This is a genomic window from Prosthecobacter sp., from assembly GCF_044232965.1.
In the GTDB taxonomy this organism is placed as follows: Bacteria; Verrucomicrobiota; Verrucomicrobiia; order Verrucomicrobiales; family Verrucomicrobiaceae; genus Prosthecobacter.
The window spans coordinates 1-14,386 of record NZ_JBIIKX010000003.1; the positions used below are offsets into that span (position 1 = coordinate 1).

12 protein-coding genes are annotated in these 14,386 nt (G+C 60.3%); 5 read left to right on the plus strand and 7 right to left on the minus strand.

What is annotated here, in order from left to right; genetic code table 11:
* The first annotated feature begins 430 nt into the window (after positions 1–430).
* Complete coding sequence (locus tag ACILSI_RS01775) at positions 431–1,702, plus strand: Gfo/Idh/MocA family protein (protein WP_395720120.1); 1,272 nt, start codon at positions 431–433, stop codon at positions 1,700–1,702.
* A 101-nt stretch (positions 1,703–1,803) separates the two neighbouring features.
* On the opposite strand, the gene ACILSI_RS01780 is transcribed toward ACILSI_RS01775, so the two are convergent.
* Entirely contained in the window at positions 1,804–2,508 is a 705-nt protein-coding gene (locus tag ACILSI_RS01780) for a hypothetical protein (RefSeq protein WP_395720121.1), read from the minus strand.
* A gap of 94 nt (positions 2,509–2,602) precedes the next feature.
* On the opposite strand from ACILSI_RS01780, the gene ACILSI_RS01785 reads away from it, so the two are divergent.
* The 3 genes from ACILSI_RS01785 (at position 2,603) to ACILSI_RS01795 (ending at position 5,321) form a co-directional block, all read left to right on the plus strand.
* Entirely contained in the window at positions 2,603–3,874 is a 1,272-nt protein-coding gene (locus ACILSI_RS01785) for an MFS transporter (RefSeq protein ID WP_395720122.1), read from the plus strand.
* A gap of 69 nt (positions 3,875–3,943) precedes the next feature.
* Positions 3,944–4,213 (plus strand): MoaD/ThiS family protein, encoded by a 270-nt coding sequence (locus tag ACILSI_RS01790; protein ID WP_395720123.1) that lies wholly within the window; start codon positions 3,944–3,946, stop codon positions 4,211–4,213.
* Between the two features lie 4 nt (positions 4,214–4,217).
* Positions 4,218–5,321: a WD40/YVTN/BNR-like repeat-containing protein gene (locus ACILSI_RS01795; protein WP_395720124.1), complete on the plus strand. Its 1,104-nt coding sequence runs from the start codon at positions 4,218–4,220 to the stop codon at positions 5,319–5,321.
* Positions 5,322–5,327: 6 nt separating this feature from the next.
* On the opposite strand, the gene fdhF is transcribed toward ACILSI_RS01795, so the two are convergent.
* The 6 genes from fdhF to ACILSI_RS01825 are packed head-to-tail and all read right to left on the minus strand — an operon-like array spanning position 5,328 to position 13,481.
* A complete protein-coding gene (gene fdhF, locus ACILSI_RS01800; RefSeq protein WP_395720125.1) occupies positions 5,328–8,087 on the minus strand; it encodes a formate dehydrogenase subunit alpha in 2,760 nt (919 codons plus the stop codon).
* An 18-nt stretch (positions 8,088–8,105) separates the two neighbouring features.
* Entirely contained in the window at positions 8,106–9,770 is a 1,665-nt protein-coding gene (locus ACILSI_RS01805) for an NADH-ubiquinone oxidoreductase-F iron-sulfur binding region domain-containing protein (protein WP_395720126.1), read from the minus strand.
* Between the two features lie 56 nt (positions 9,771–9,826).
* Positions 9,827–11,992, minus strand: coding sequence for an NfeD family protein (locus tag ACILSI_RS01810; protein ID WP_395720127.1), 2,166 nt, complete (start codon positions 11,990–11,992; stop codon positions 9,827–9,829).
* Between the two features lie 45 nt (positions 11,993–12,037).
* A complete protein-coding gene (locus ACILSI_RS01815) occupies positions 12,038–12,307 on the minus strand; it encodes a GlsB/YeaQ/YmgE family stress response membrane protein (protein WP_395720128.1) in 270 nt (89 codons plus the stop codon).
* Positions 12,308–12,348: 41 nt separating this feature from the next.
* On the minus strand, positions 12,349–12,786 hold the full coding sequence (locus ACILSI_RS01820) for a rhodanese-like domain-containing protein (RefSeq protein ID WP_395720129.1): 438 nt from the start codon (positions 12,784–12,786) through the stop codon (positions 12,349–12,351).
* A gap of 14 nt (positions 12,787–12,800) precedes the next feature.
* A complete protein-coding gene (locus tag ACILSI_RS01825; protein WP_395720130.1) occupies positions 12,801–13,481 on the minus strand; it encodes a DUF1573 domain-containing protein in 681 nt (226 codons plus the stop codon).
* A 78-nt stretch (positions 13,482–13,559) separates the two neighbouring features.
* Here ACILSI_RS01825 and ACILSI_RS01830 point away from each other — a divergent pair, with 78 nt between their 5' ends.
* A complete protein-coding gene (locus tag ACILSI_RS01830) occupies positions 13,560–14,375 on the plus strand; it encodes a sugar phosphate isomerase/epimerase family protein (protein ID WP_395720131.1) in 816 nt (271 codons plus the stop codon).
* Positions 14,376–14,386 lie beyond the last annotated feature (11 nt).

A 14,386-nucleotide genomic window follows, 5' to 3' on the forward strand; every position in this document is an offset into this window, starting at 1 on the left:
AGCACGCACGCAAACGGGTGCTCAAGCTCTCGCTGCCTCAGAAAAAGCGCCCCTGGATGGACGCGATCTTCCGCCAAATCGAGGCCCGGCCACCACCCTTCGCCTACTCCATTGCATAATCCGGGTTGAACGATGTTGGGTTCATGGCTGCGAGAACGCTGAACGGCGGGTGGTGGTGTCTTGGAAAAGACAGCGCAGGAACTCATCGCACGCTTCGGACTCGGAGCGAAAGACAAGCAACCAATTCTTGCTGCCGCGCTCGGAGTAACAAACCTCCCAGCCGTCGCCAAGCCTGTCGTGAATAAGAGCAAGCCGCTAAACCTCAACGTAACCATCTGACGTGAACGAATAAGCGTCCTCTAAGGCACCTACGGCATCATGAAATATGCCTGTGGCGGCATCGGTTTCATGGAGGAGTCAATCCACGACCATGCCCACTCGCCGCACTTTCCTGACCACCACCGCCCTGACCGCCGCGACGCATGCGTTTGCGGCTCCAAAAGACAACGATATAAAGATTGCCCTCATCGGCTGCGGCGGACGTGGGACCGGGGCCTGCCATCAGGCGCTCAGTGCCGGCTCCACGATCAAACTCGTGGCTGTCGTCGATCCGCTCGAAGGCAAGGCGCAGGCGGCGCTGGACATCCTGAAGGCGAAGCATGAGGGCCAGGTGGAGGTGCCGCCGGATCAGGTGTTCACGAACTTCGAGGACTACACGAAGGCCTTTGCGCTGGCGGACGTGGTGCTGATCACCACGCCGCCGGGGCCAAGGCCGTTTCTGTTTGAGCAGGCGATCCAGGCGGGAAAACATGTCTTCATGGAGAAGCCGGTGGCGGTGGATGCGATGGGCGCGAAACGGGTGATCGCGGCAGCGCAGGTGGCGAAGCAGAAAAAGCTGAATGTTTGCGTGGGTTTCCAGCGCCGTTACCAGCCGAGCTACCTCGACATGATCAGCCGCATTCACGCGGGCGAGATCGGCGACCTGATTTACGGTCGTGTGTATTGGAACGGCACGTCGCGCCCCGGATTTCCGCGTGAGCCGGGGGAGAGCGAGCTGCATTACCAGATCCGCAACTGGTACTTCTTCACCTGGATGAGCGGGGACCACATTCTGGAGCAGCATTGCCACAACCTGGACGTGGCAAACTGGGTCATGAAGGGCGAGATGCCGATCAAGGCCACCGGCCAGGGCGGAAGGCAGGTGCGGCGGGCGAAGGAGAACGGCACGATCTTTGACCACCACACGGTGGAGTTCGAATACGCGAACGGCATGCGCATCCTGAGCCAGTGCTGCCAGATCGGCGGGAAGTGCGCACGCGATGTGAGCGAGCATTTCCACGGCACAAAGGGCGCAGCAGACCTGGCGAACGGCGGCAAGTTCCTCCTCAACGGCCAGCCTCCGGGCGGGAAGCGCACGCGCAACAAGGAAGACCCGTATCAGCTCGAACACGACGCGTTCTTTGAGAATATTCGTACCGGCAAAGTGCGCATCGACGCCGAATACGCCGCACATTCCACGCTGATGGGCGTGATGGGCCGCATGGCGACCTACACGGGCCAGGTGATCACCTGGGAGCAGGTCATGGCCTCGCAGGAAAGCCTCGCGCCGGACAACCTCACCTGGGACACCGAGCCCCCGGTGAAGCCGGATGAGGAGGGATGGTATCCCGTGGCCATTCCGGGGACGACGATAGTGGGGTGAATCCTATGGAGTGGCGACGACTCGTCGCCATAGCAGAAAGAATGGAAATCAGACCAAGCTTTTCCAGCTTGTCGTGGATGGCGACGACTCATCGCCACTCCTTATGAGATGAGAAGCAACCTCACCTGCCCCGGCGCCGGATCAGGAGCGCGGTGAATGCAGGGCGGCACCGCGCAGCCCTCATGCAGCGTGGCGACGCGCCAGAGATGGCCGATGCCAAAGGAGTAAGGCTTTGCGTCGGGCAGTGGAGCGTAATGGAGATCGTAGTAGTGGTCGTTCAGCCATTCGCGAAAGGCTTCGTCATCAGCTCCGCCGTAAGCTTTGAGGAGCAACGTTCGCGTCTCGGGCACATCGACACGGCGGATGGCTTGCTCATTGGGCAGGCCCTCGGAAGAAGCGCCTTGGTAGGTGCAGAGCCAGGTGTCCACCTCGGCGGTGGCGCTGTCGGCATGCCAGGAGCAGACATCGGTGCGCACGAGGCCGGTTTCCTCCGGCTGCACGTAACCGTTGATGCCATTCAACACCGGTTCGAGCCCGTGTTCGGTGAGCAGACGATGATCGGCAAGCATTGACTCGACCGCCGCCTGGCCTGCCACGCTCAAAGGCAGCGCGTGAAGCATCTCGGCATCGAGAGTCGTGATCCCCTGCCCCAGGCCGAGCTTGTCCACAACTTCGCCGAAATCGCCGACCAGCGTGCGCGGCCAGCACAAGGCGTTCACGCCATCACGAAAGGGCGTGGCGATGAGTTCCTCAAAACTGCCGACAACACGGACATGTGACTCGGATAAAAAGGCAGGTGAAAGCATGGACAGGAGAAAGCGGCTCTTTTTCGGCGTTCTGGTTTCGACATTCCCTCGTCATTCGGATTTACTCATTCGTCATTCTTTTTTCCACCTCACGATGAACGCCGCTCCCGCCAAATGGTACTCCTCCGTCACTCGCTACCAGTGGCTCGTGCTCGTCGTCGCCTCGCTAGGCTGGGTCTTTGATGCGTTTGAGGGGCAGATCTTCAACATCACACGGAAGGCGATGCTGGCGGAGATTTTGCAGCAATCGCCGGATTCAGCGGGGGTGAAGGAATGGGGCGACATCGTGCTGGGCTTCTTCCTTGTCGGCGGCACGCTGGGCGGGTGGCTCTTCGGCATGCTGGCAGATCGCTGGGGCCGCAGTCCGACGATGATCGTCACGATCCTGTTTTACTCGATTTTTTCCGGCCTGACCTACTTCGCAACGGATCTATGGCATGTTTGCACGCTGCGTTTCCTCGTGGCGATGGGCGTGGGGGGCGAATGGGCCGTGGCGGCGGCATTGGTGGCCGAAGTGTTTCCAAAGGAGGCGCGGGCGCGGGCCTCCGGCATCTTCCATTCAACGAGTGTGCTCGCCACATGGATGGCCGGCATCACCGGCATGTGGGTGGGCGCGAACTGGCGCTACGGTTATCTCATCGGCGTGATTCCAGCGCTGCTCACCCTCTGGGTGCGGGCTTCCATCAAAGAACCCGAGCGTCTTCAAGCCGCGCAGAAGTCCATGGGAGATCGCGTGGGCAGTTTCCGCGAGTTGTTCAGTCATCCGACATGGCGATTGCGGGCGCTGTGCGGCATGACGCTCGCGGCGGTGGGCCTCGGCACCTTTTGGGGAGTGACCGTGGCCGGGCAGGATTTGATGAGCCATCTGCTCGCCAAACTGGGCTGGGCAAAGGAGACCATCGAGACAGAATCGAAGTTCGCCTACGGCATCGTGCAGGCCACGGGCGGCGGTTTGGGCATGCTGGCCTTCGGGCCGATCTGCGAGCGCATCGGCCGCAAGCGCACCTTTTATCTGATGCAGATGCTGTCGCTCATCGTGATCCCCATCGTCTGCTTCCTGCCGCAAACGCACTGGCAGATGCTCGTCGCGCTGCCGGTGATGGGATTCGTCACGCTGAGCATCCACGCCGGCTTCGCCGTGTATTTCCCGGAGCTTTTCCCCGATCACCTGCGGGCCACCGGATCGAGCTTCTGCTTCAACACCGGCCGCCTGCTCGCCGCGCCGATTTTGTTCACCTCCGGCAAGCTCAAGGCCGCCTTCGATCTGCCCGTGGCCATCACGATGCTCTCAGGATTGTTTGTGATTGGCATTCTCGTGCTCTCACTGCTGCCCGAAACAAAAGGACAAGAACTGCCGGAGGCGTGAAACAGAGTTTCGGCATTGCGGCTTCGGCCTTCATTCGTCATTCTGAGTTTGTCATTCGCGCCACCCGCCATGCCCACCGTCCAATTCACCGCGAACCTCGCCCGCCAGACGACGGCTCCGACCTGTGAAGTCGCAGGCGAGACGGTGCTCGAATGTCTGGACGCCGTCTTTGCCCTGCATCCGGCGCTGCGTGGCTATGTGCTGGATGACCAGGGCGCGGTGCGCAAGCATGTCGTCGTGTTTGTCGATGGCACGGCGATCAGGGACCGTTCGCGGCTCTCGGATGCGGTGAGTCCCGCGTCGGAGATTTTTGTCATGCAGGCGCTGTCAGGAGGTTAACATCATGAGCACGAAACTGTACCTCGGCACACGCAAAGGACTGATCCACGTCGAAGGCAGCCCGAACGGCTGGGAAATCAAGCGTACCTCATTCCTCGGCGTGCCGGTGCCCATGCTCCTGCCGGATTCACGCGATGGCCGACTGATCGCGGCGGTCGAGCACGGACATTATGGCGGCAAACTGCATGCTTCAGGCGATGATGGATCGACCTGGGCTGAGATCGCCGTGCCAGTGTATCCGCAAGGCGATGAACCGGTGATCTGCGCCATGAGCCAGAAGCCGATTCCACAGAGCCTGGAGAAAATTTGGGTGCTGGAGGCAGGCGGGGTCGATGAACCGAGTGTGTTATGGTGCGGCACGGTGCCAGGTGCGCTTTTCAAATCCGCCGATGGCGGCGCTAGCTGGCAAATCGTGGAGGGCCTGTGGAACCGCCCCGAGAGAAAAGAATGGTTCGGCGGCGGCATGGACTGGCCGGGCATTCATTCCATCTGCGTCGATCCTCGTGACAGCCGCCATGTGACTCTCGGCATCTCCTGCGGTGGTGTTTGGGACACTCACGATGGCGGCGAGACGTGGAACCTGCTGGGCAAAGGACTCGTGGCCGACTTCATGCCGCCGGGTGAGCAAGAAAACCCCAACATCCAGGACGCGCACCGCATCGCCTGCTGTGCGGCAAATCCCGATCATCTTTGGTTGCAGCATCATTGCGGCATCTATTACAGCACCGATGCCGCGAAGACCTGGGAACGCATCCACAGCGCCGATCCGTCTGACTTTGGCTTCGCCGTGGCCGTGCATCCGCAAGATCCGCTCACCGCGTGGTTTGTGCCCGGCGCCAACGACGACAGGCGCGTGCCCGTGGACGCCTCCCTATGCGTCATGCGCACCCGCGATGGTGGCAAGACCTTTAAAGCGGTGCGCAACGGCCTGCCGCAGCAGAACGCATACCATCTCGTGTATCGCCACTGCCTTGATGTGACCGGTGACGGCCGCACCCTGGCCTTCGGCAGCACCACCGGCTCGGTTTGGATCAGCGAAAACAGTGGTGATTCGTGGCAGCGGCTCAGCGCCGATCTTCCGCCGGTGTATTGCGTGCGGTTTGGGTGATACTCATCACACCATTTCCATCATCCGCTTCTTCTTTGGCCTGCCGGCGCTGACAAACTCGACATCGGCGGCGATGACTTTGTACTCGGGGCACATGGTGTCGCCGTCACAGCCTTGGCCGGTGACGTTGTTCACCATGGCGTCGGGGAAGTGGAAGGTGGTGTAGAGGATGCCGGGCTTCACTTCATCGGTGACGCGGGCTTCGAGTTCGACCTCGCCACGGGCGCTGCTGAGGCGGACGCGATCGCCGCTGCGGATGGATTTGCGCTGGGCGTCGGCGGGATTGATGGAAAGAAGGTCCTGGGTGACGATCTCGCTGTTGCCGGTGCGGCGGGTCATGGTGCCGCAGTTGTAGTGCTCCAAGATGCGACCGGTGGTGAGGATGAAGGGGAACTCGGCTCCGTTGGTCTTGAGTTCGGCGCTCTCTTTCCAGTCGAAGTAGTGGAAGTGGCCTTTGCCGCGTGTGAACTGCTCTTGGTGCATGATCTGCGTGTCCACGCCGCCTTCTTTGACGGGCCATTGCTTGCCATTGATGCTGAGGTTTTCCCAGGTGGCGCCTTTGAAGAAGGGCACGATCTGCGCGATCTCAGCCAGCACGCCATCGGGCGTATAATCGGCTTGGGGGAAGCCGAAGCGCTGCAAAATCTCGCACATGATCTGGCCGTCGGGCTTGGTGCCTTCGAGCGGCTTCACTGCGGCGTTCACGCGCTGCACGCGGCGCTCGGCATTGGTGAAGGTGCCGCTCTTTTCAAGGAAGCTGGAGGCGGGAAGAATGACGTGCGCATACTTCGCCGTTTCGGTCATGAAAATCTCCTGCACGACGAGGAATTCGAGGCTTTCCATGGCATGGCGGACGTGATGCACGTCGGGGTCGGTCTGCACGACGTCCTCGCCCATGAGCCAGAGGGCTTTCAGTTTGCCTTCAATGGCGGCATCAAACATCTGCGGGATCTTCCAACCGGGCTCGGTGGGAGCGGGAGTGCCGTAGAAGTCGGTGTAGCGCTTCTGGACGGTCACATCGTCCATTTCAAAGTAGCCTGCGCCCTGATGTGGCTGGCAGCCCATGTCGGCAGCGCCTTGCACGTTGTTTTGACCGCGCAGCGGATTCACGCCGACGCCTGGACGACCGATGTTCCCGGTCATCATCGCCAAATTGGAGATGAGCATGACGGTCTTCGCGCCCTGCTCATGCTCGGTGACGCCGAGACCGTGGAAGCTCATGGCGGCCTCCGCGCTGGCGTATTCGATGGCAGCGGCACGGACGGTCTCTACGGCCACTCCGGTGATTTTGGCCAGTTCGTCCAAATCGAGCGCACGCAGGCCGGTTTCAAACTCCTCCCAGTTCTCGCAGCGCTTGCGCACAAACTCGGTTTTCACCAATCCGGCATCAAGGATGCAGCGGGCGAACATGTTCAGCAGCGCCACGTTCGTGCCGGGGCGGAGCTGGAGGTGATGCTTCGCATACGGCACAAGCTCGATCTTGCGCGGGTCGATCACGATGAGCGGCGTGCCTTTCATGATGTGCTGCTTCAAGCGTGCACCAGTGACGGGATGTCCCTCGGTCGGATTCGCGCCGATGACCATGATGCAGCGCGTGTGCTCGATGTCCTCGTAGCTGTTTGTGGCCGCGCCGGTGCCAAACGAATGCTGCATGCCCCACGCGGTCGGCGAATGGCAAACGCGGGCGCAGCAGTCGATGTTGTTCGTGCCCATCACATGGCGGATGAACTTTTGCATGAGGTAGTTTTCCTCGTTGGTGCAGCGTGCGGAGGAAATGCCCGCCACTGCGTTGCCGCCATGCTCGTTTTTGATGCGAGTGAGATTGGCGACGATGTGATCATAGGCCTCGTCCCAGGTCGATTCCTTGAAGGAACCATCCACCTGCTTGATGAGGGGCTTCCGCAGGCGGTCGCGGTGATTGTAGAACTTGAAGGCAAAGCGGCCTTTGAGGCAGGTATGCGCGTGATTCACCTCCGCATCGACGGGAGCCTGGATGCTGAGCACCTGGTCGCCCTTGGTCGCCACGTTGAGATTGCAGCCGACACCGCAGTAGGTGCAGATGGTGCGCGTCTTCTTCGTCGCTTCGATGGATTTGGAGAAGAACACATCGCTGATGGCCGAAGTCGGGCAGGCCTGCGCACAAGCGCCGCAGGAAACGCACTCCGAGTCCGCGAAGGACTGGTCGAGGCCCTTGATGATCTTCGCGTTGAAACCGCGACCATGCATCGAGAGCACATGCTGGCCCTGAATCTCATCGCAAGCACGCACGCAGCGGGAGCAGTTGATGCACTTCGCCAGTTCGGAGGTCATGTAGGCGTGCGAATGGTCCTTCGTACGATCCAGATGATTCGCCCCCGCCGGATACCGCACGCCACGAATTCCCACCTTGGCCGCCACGGTCTGGAGTTCGCAGTTTCCGCTCACTTCGCAAGTCAGGCAGTCCAGAGGATGGTCGGTGAGCACGAGTTCGACGATGTTCTTCCGTAGCTTCCGCACTTTCGGAGACTCGGTAAAGACATGCATGCCCGCTGACAAAGGCGTGTGGCATGAGGCAACAACACGACGCGGTCCATCAGGTTGCAACGCGACTTCAACCGAACAGACACGGCACGCGCCATACGGCTCGAGCTGCGGCGCATCACACAGGGTCGGCACAAAGCCGCGGCCTTTGTGGCGGTCGATGAAGTTGAGCAAGGTTTCGCCGTTCTCGAAACGATGCGGTTCGCCGTCGATGAATGCGGTGAGGGTGGAGAGATCCTGGACCATAACAGTGCGCGTTTGAAGTTAGGCTTTGAAGAAGGGGGAGAGTTCAGTCTGGAAATGCTCCAGCGCGTTCTTGATCGGCAGCGGGACACCGCCACCGAGGGCGCAGAGGCTGGTTTGCTCCATCGTGTCGAGCAGGTCGGTGATGAGTTCGCGGTCGATCTTGTAGCTGCTGTCGCCACGGGCTTTGGCGATGAGTTCTTTGCCACGCGTGCTGCCGAGGCGGCAGGGGAAGCATTTGCCGCAGCTCTCGTCAGCGGTGAACTGGAAGAGATGCTGGATGTACTCGATCATCGGCATCGTCTCCGGGATGCTGACAACACCGGCGTGGCCGAGGAGGAAGCCGGCTTTCTTGAAGCTCTCGAAATCGACGGTGAGCTGGCTTATATGCGACATCGGAACAATGCCACCGAGAGGGCCGCCGATCTGGATGGCCTTGATCTTGGTTTTGAAGCCGCCCGCGAGATCAATCACCGTTTGCAGCGGCGTGCCCATGGCGACCTCGTAGATGCCGGGTTTCACGAAATGGCTGTCGAGCGAGAGCAATTTCGGGCCGGTGGACTGCGACGTGCCAATCTTTGCGTAAGCTTTGCCGCCGAGCGTGAGGACAGCGTGGATGTTCGAGAATGTCTCGACGTTGTTGACGATGGTCGGCTTGCGGAACAGCCCCTCGATAGTCGGAAACGGCGGGCGCGTGCGCACTTCGGGGCGCTGACCTTCGAGACTGGCGAGTAGAGCCGTTTCCTCGCCACAGATGTAGGCTCCCGCGCCTTTGATGGACTTCAGCATGAAGTTGAAGCCGGTGCCGAGGATATTCTGGCCGAGAAGTCCGGCGGCGCGGAGGTCTTCGATGGCTTTGTTGATGATCGTGACTGAGTCGGGATACTCGGCGCGGATGTAGAGGATGCCGTTCTCAGCACCCGCGAACCAACCGGCGACCATCATGCCGAGCAGGACGCTGTGCGGTTGCTTCTCCATGAGGTATTTGTCGATGTAGGCACCGGGATCGCCCTCGTCAGCATTGCAGACGATGTATTTCACTGCACCCTCGGCGGCACGGCAGCTCGACCATTTGAAATGCAGCGGGAAACCCGCACCACCACGACCACGCAGGCCGCTGTCTTTTAATTCAGAGCCTAGCGCGTCACGAGTGCCTTCGGTGATGAGTTTCTTGAAGGGCGCATAATAAGCATCAATGCCAGGGAACTCGGCGGTGAGCTGCGCAGGCTGGAGATGGGAAACAACTGCGTAGCGGTCCTCGGAGTCGCCTTGCCCGATTTTGAAAAGATCGCCGAGCGCGGAGTCGCTCTGGCCGGAGTAGTTCTTGCCTTGGTATTGCAGCGCACCGCCTTCGTGGCAGCGGCCGAGGCAGCAGATGTGGCCGATCTCGTCCTTCTTGAAATGGCCTTCGAGCGTGTGGTGGAGCTTGTCCTGCGTCCCTGCGCACAAGCAGGCGCTGCCATTGCAGACGAAGACCTTCTTGCCCTCGTTTTCCTTTTTCAGGAAGTCGTAGAACGATACCGCACCGAGTGTGATGGCATCGCCGAAAAGATGATCCTGGCCCATCTGATGGACGAGATCGTTTTTTTCGGCTGTGCCAGCCTTATCGGCGGCTTCGACCATGCGTTCGAAAACGTTCTTTTCGACGCCTTTACGGAAAGAGAGAGCACTGAGGTTTTTGGACATGCGTTGGGGGTGCCAATTAACGCGGATTTTACCAAGCGCATTGCGGAAAGTAACGACTATCCCGCCTCCACGATGATCTTTTCGCCCCTAATCTCGCGCACACGGACGGCGGCACCGCTCTGGATGTAATCCCCCTCTGCGGCAGCCTCGACTAGGTGTCCGCTGATCTCGATGGTGCCATAGGGCCTCAAGGCACTGCGCGCGAGGCCGGTGTCGCCAGCTTTCGCCCTGGCGGCAGCCTGCATGACAGGGGAGTCGCTCAAGGTGCCGCCAGCGGCCGTTTCCAGCACCATGGCACGAAACGGGCGCAACGCGGGAAGCCAGAGGGCCAGCACCGTGATCAGCACCGCCGCGCCACTGACCCCCAGCGCGAAATGACGGAAGCCTGTGGCGTAGGTGGCGAAGTTGAATGAAAAACCGCCGGAGGCTGGTGCTTCTCCCGCCGGTGGAGCGACTTCCCAGCCGGACATGGCATAAACAAGCGCCACCATCACGCAAACGAACCCGATGAGGCCTGGCAGAATCGTGCCCGGAGCGGCGAGCAACTCCACACCGATCAAAACGATGCCAAGGATGAAGATCATGGCGACCACCAGGGTCTCCTGCCCAGCCAGACTTCCGGCGACGTAGTGTCCAAAGAAGAACAAGGCGAACGCGCCTACGGAAATGAAGCCGGGAATGCCGAAACCGGGCGTCTGCATCTCCAAATAGCCACCCGCGAGGCCGATCAGGATCAAAATGGCCGCATAGCGTGTGACCCAGATGGCGATCATTTCAAAACCTGTCGGCTCGGCAGTGATGACCTCGCCTTTCAGAGACTCGCGCAGCTTGATCTCGTCGATGCTTTTGGCGAAGCCTTTGGCGAGCAGCGGCTTGCCATCCACCAGCATGGTGGCCTGCTCGGAGTCGAGCGTGACGATCTCTCCCTTCGGAATGATAACGCGTCCGTTAATGATGAGGCCGCGGTCCATGTCGATCATGCCTTCGATGATTCGTACGTCGTGGCCTTTCTCGCGCACCACTGTGCGCGCCATGCCCATGAAGGCGGAGTTGTTCTTGGCACGTTCGGCCTCGGCGAGCGGGGTACCATCCCCTGAGACAGGCGTGGAAGCGCCGATGGCGCTGGCGGGGGCCATGTAAATCGTGTCCGTGGCCATGGCGATCATGGCACCAGCGGAAATGGCCCGGGTGTTCACATAGGAAAAGCTGCGCGTCTTGAGAGCTTGCAGGTCTTTCATCATGAGGGAGATCGTGTCCCAGGCCAGTCCGCCGGGTGTGTCGAGATCGAAGATGACCGCCTCAGCGCCCTGCTCGTTGCAGAGATTGAGCGTGCGCTTCATGAACTCAAAGCGTGCCGGGATGATGAGGTCATCCTCGCCCACGGGAATCACCACCACCCTGCCCTTGTAGCTCTGCGAGCGTGTGATCACGGGTTTTTTCGCTTCCACCGGAGGTTGGGGCGCAGATTCGCTCACAGGCTTCACCACCAGTTTCGCTTCACCGCGTTTCTCAAACCAGGCTGCGTCCAAGGTCAAGAGTGATCCCGACGGCGTGGCCGATTTGGCCAGTGACAGCGCATCTGCAATGACGGCGCGTGCCAGCAAAGGCTTGCCATCCACCGGCTGCACTGCGGCATCGGCATCCAGAAGCAGCAGTTCGCCTTTTTCAGCGAACGCGGTGCCTCCCAGCACCAGACCTTTGTCACGATCCACGAAGGCATCGGCGATTTCAGGGCGATGCCCTTTCAGCTTGCACAAACTGCGCGCCCCGGCCTTCAGCACAGCAAGCGCCTCGGATAACAGCGTGTCCTGGGCTTTGATCGAAAGCGATTCGTCTGCCTGAATCTTCGGCGGCGCAGCCCCGATGCGGGAACCGGGCGCCATCCAGATTTCATCGCAGGCCAGAGCCAGCAGCGCCCCGCCGCCGATGGCGGAGGTGTTGACAAAAGCCTGTGTTTTGATTTTAAGCCGGGCCAGTTCTTCCGCGAGCGGCAGCACCGCCTGCGCCGGGCTTTGGGTCACCTGAAGCTCAAGAATCACCCCTGATGCGCCTTGCTTGACGGCCTCATCCATCCAATGCCGCAGCGCCTGCCAGCGGCGCAGGTCGTCGAGATCGGAGTCGGTCACGACCACACGGGCAAACTTGCCCGCCAGCGTGGGTTCATTCGCACGGGCAGAGAAGACCGCCAGGAAAGCCAGCAGGAAGATGCGGAGGGTTTGCATGCCTGAGACTACGTTTGTGAATCTCAAATCGCAACCCACAGCGCTTCAGCCTTTTTTCCCAAACAGCAGCCGCCAGACAAACATCAACACCAAGGCCCCGCCCACGGCGACGGCGATGCCTTTGAGGCTGAAGGTGCCGGAAGCATCGCCGATGCCCATCAGGGAACCCAGATAGCCGCCGATGATGCTGCCAATGATGCCAAGAAGCACAGTGGTGATGGGATTGATGCCCTGCCTGCCCGGCATGATAAGCTTGGCCAGAAATCCCGCCACAAAGCCGAGCGCGGACCAGATGAGAAGTGCTTGAAGTGTCATAGAAACCGCATGCTACAAAAAAAAGCGACGCGGCGTCAATCTCATTTACCAGCGGCCTTCCACGCCTGCCAGCCGCCTTTGAGCACAAAGACGTTCTCCACCGGCAGCGTCTGCTTGAGACGTTCGAGGACATGACGGCTGGCCTCGCATTTCGCGGCGCTGCAGTAGATGATAATGGGCTTGGTGTTGGCTTGCAGCGTGTCGAGATGGCCGAAGAGTTGCTCATCAAACTTCTGCTCGTTCAACAGCAGCGCCCCAGGCACATGCCCGGCGTCGAACTGCTCTTGAATGCGGGCGTCGATCCACAGCACGTCGCCTTTCCAGCGTCCCTGGATGGCCTGCATGGAGACCTCGTCATCCCGCAGCGGCTCCTGCACTAGATAAAAAGCCGGGGCACGCGGATGCCATGTGTGCGTACCCCAGGCGGCAGCGACGGCCAGCAGGAAAAGGATCAAAGCCTGACGAATCGTGGCCAGCATGGGTTCAACCGGGTTTAGGGATTGGCGGCCTGAGTTTCAGGCTTTCGACTGATCGAGAAGAAAGCGAGCTGGTGGCGATATTTGGCGATGGCGCTGTTGGTCTCGATCTTCAAGGCCCCCATCGTGATGTCCTGCGTGGTTTTAGGCGTCACGGTGACAAGATACTCGCGCCCCTCCTTCAGCTCCTTCCAGTCAAAGCTGACATTTTCACGGGTGGCCGTGATTTTGACGATTTTCATCGGCTCCTCGCCAGTGAACTGCACCAGGCAGGATTTGGGCTTGGCCTCATCACCAATGAACCATTGCAGGGTCTTTGGCTTGATGTCCACAACCGCAGGCACGTCGAGGATGAAGTTGATCTGCCATTCCGGCTGTTTCGGATCGTCGGTGCTGACGGTGACAAATTTCTCATGCCTGCCGACAAAGGTGGACACTTTGAACGAGGCTCGCCCTGTCCCCTCCTCACCTGGTTGGTACTCAGCCTTGTCGAGTTCTGAGCTGAGGCAGGAGCAGGCGCTTTCGAGGCCGCGGATCTTCACCGTTTTGTCGCCGCTGTTGCGGAACTTGAAGGTGGTCTCAACCTCCTCGTCCTCGGGCTTCGGTTTCAGCTCAATCGCCGGCACGCCGAGCGTGAGTTCGGCATGGGCGATGGCGCTGCTGGCGAGCGCAAGGAGGATGAGACGGAAGACTGGCATGCAGAAACATAGCACAACAACAGACGCTTTGTGCAAGCAGGTTGACGCGGGAAGTCATCCGCCCAAGCTCCACACCCTATGCGATTCGCGATCTGCAACGAGACCTACCAGAACTGGAGCTTTGAAAAAATGTGTGAGGACGCCGCAGCGGCGGGTTATCACGCCATCGAACTGGCACCCTTCACGCTCAAAGACGACCCGCGTGAGCTAACGGTGGAGGAGGCGCTGACGCTTTGCGCGAAGGCGAAATCGTTCGGGCTGGAAATCCTCGGCCTGCACTGGCTACTGACGAAACCCACCTGGTTTCACATCACGACGCCGGATGCGCTCCAGCGCAAGGAGACGGTGAAGTTTGGCAGGCATCTGGCGCAGTTCTGCGGTGCCACAGGCGGCAGAATCATGGTCTGGGGCAGTCCGAAGGCGCGCAACGTGCTGCCGGAGTGGAATTACGAGGACGCCTTCAAACGCGCAGCCGATTGCGTGCGCGAAGTGGCCGAGGAATGCGGCAAATACGGCGTGGTGATCGCCATGGAGCCGCTGGGCCGCAAGGAAACGAACTTTTTGAACACCGCCGAGGAAACCATCCGCCTGTGCAAACTGGTGGACCATCCGTCCTGCAAGCTGCATCTCGACGTGAAGGCGATGAGCGATGAATCGAAGTCGATCCCCGACATCATCCGCGACAGCAAGGAGTGGACCGTGCATTTCCACACGAACGATCCGAATCTGCGCGGCCCAGGCCAGGGCGAAGTGAAGTACGAGCCAATCATCGCCGCGCTGCGCGAGACCAAGTATGACGGCTACCTCTCGGTCGAAGTGTTCGATTACACGCCAGATGCGCCAACGATCGCACGTCAGAGCATCGCGTATCTGAAGCAGGTGATGGGACTTTAAGGCTCCCACCG

Bases quoted from the DNA above. Each gene is read 5' to 3' on its own strand.
- ACILSI_RS01810 (WP_395720127.1), bottom strand. From the start codon at position 11,992: ATGCAAACCCTCCGCATCTTCCTGCTGGCTTTCCTGGCGGTCTTCTCT.
- ACILSI_RS01780 (WP_395720121.1), bottom strand. From the start codon at position 2,508: ATGCTTTCACCTGCCTTTTTATCCGAGTCACATGTCCGTGTTGTCGGC.
- ACILSI_RS01815 (WP_395720128.1), bottom strand. From the start codon at position 12,307: ATGACACTTCAAGCACTTCTCATCTGGTCCGCGCTCGGCTTTGTGGCG.
- ACILSI_RS01825 (WP_395720130.1), bottom strand. From the start codon at position 13,481: ATGCCAGTCTTCCGTCTCATCCTCCTTGCGCTCGCCAGCAGCGCCATC.
- ACILSI_RS01785 (WP_395720122.1), top strand. From the start codon at position 2,603: ATGAACGCCGCTCCCGCCAAATGGTACTCCTCCGTCACTCGCTACCAG.
- ACILSI_RS01820 (WP_395720129.1), bottom strand. From the start codon at position 12,786: ATGCTGGCCACGATTCGTCAGGCTTTGATCCTTTTCCTGCTGGCCGTC.
- ACILSI_RS01795 (WP_395720124.1), top strand. From the start codon at position 4,218: ATGAGCACGAAACTGTACCTCGGCACACGCAAAGGACTGATCCACGTC.
- ACILSI_RS01790 (WP_395720123.1), top strand. From the start codon at position 3,944: ATGCCCACCGTCCAATTCACCGCGAACCTCGCCCGCCAGACGACGGCT.
- ACILSI_RS01805 (WP_395720126.1), bottom strand. From the start codon at position 9,770: ATGTCCAAAAACCTCAGTGCTCTCTCTTTCCGTAAAGGCGTCGAAAAG.
- ACILSI_RS01830 (WP_395720131.1), top strand. From the start codon at position 13,560: ATGCGATTCGCGATCTGCAACGAGACCTACCAGAACTGGAGCTTTGAA.
- fdhF (WP_395720125.1), bottom strand. From the start codon at position 8,087: ATGGTCCAGGATCTCTCCACCCTCACCGCATTCATCGACGGCGAACCG.
- ACILSI_RS01775 (WP_395720120.1), top strand. From the start codon at position 431: ATGCCCACTCGCCGCACTTTCCTGACCACCACCGCCCTGACCGCCGCG.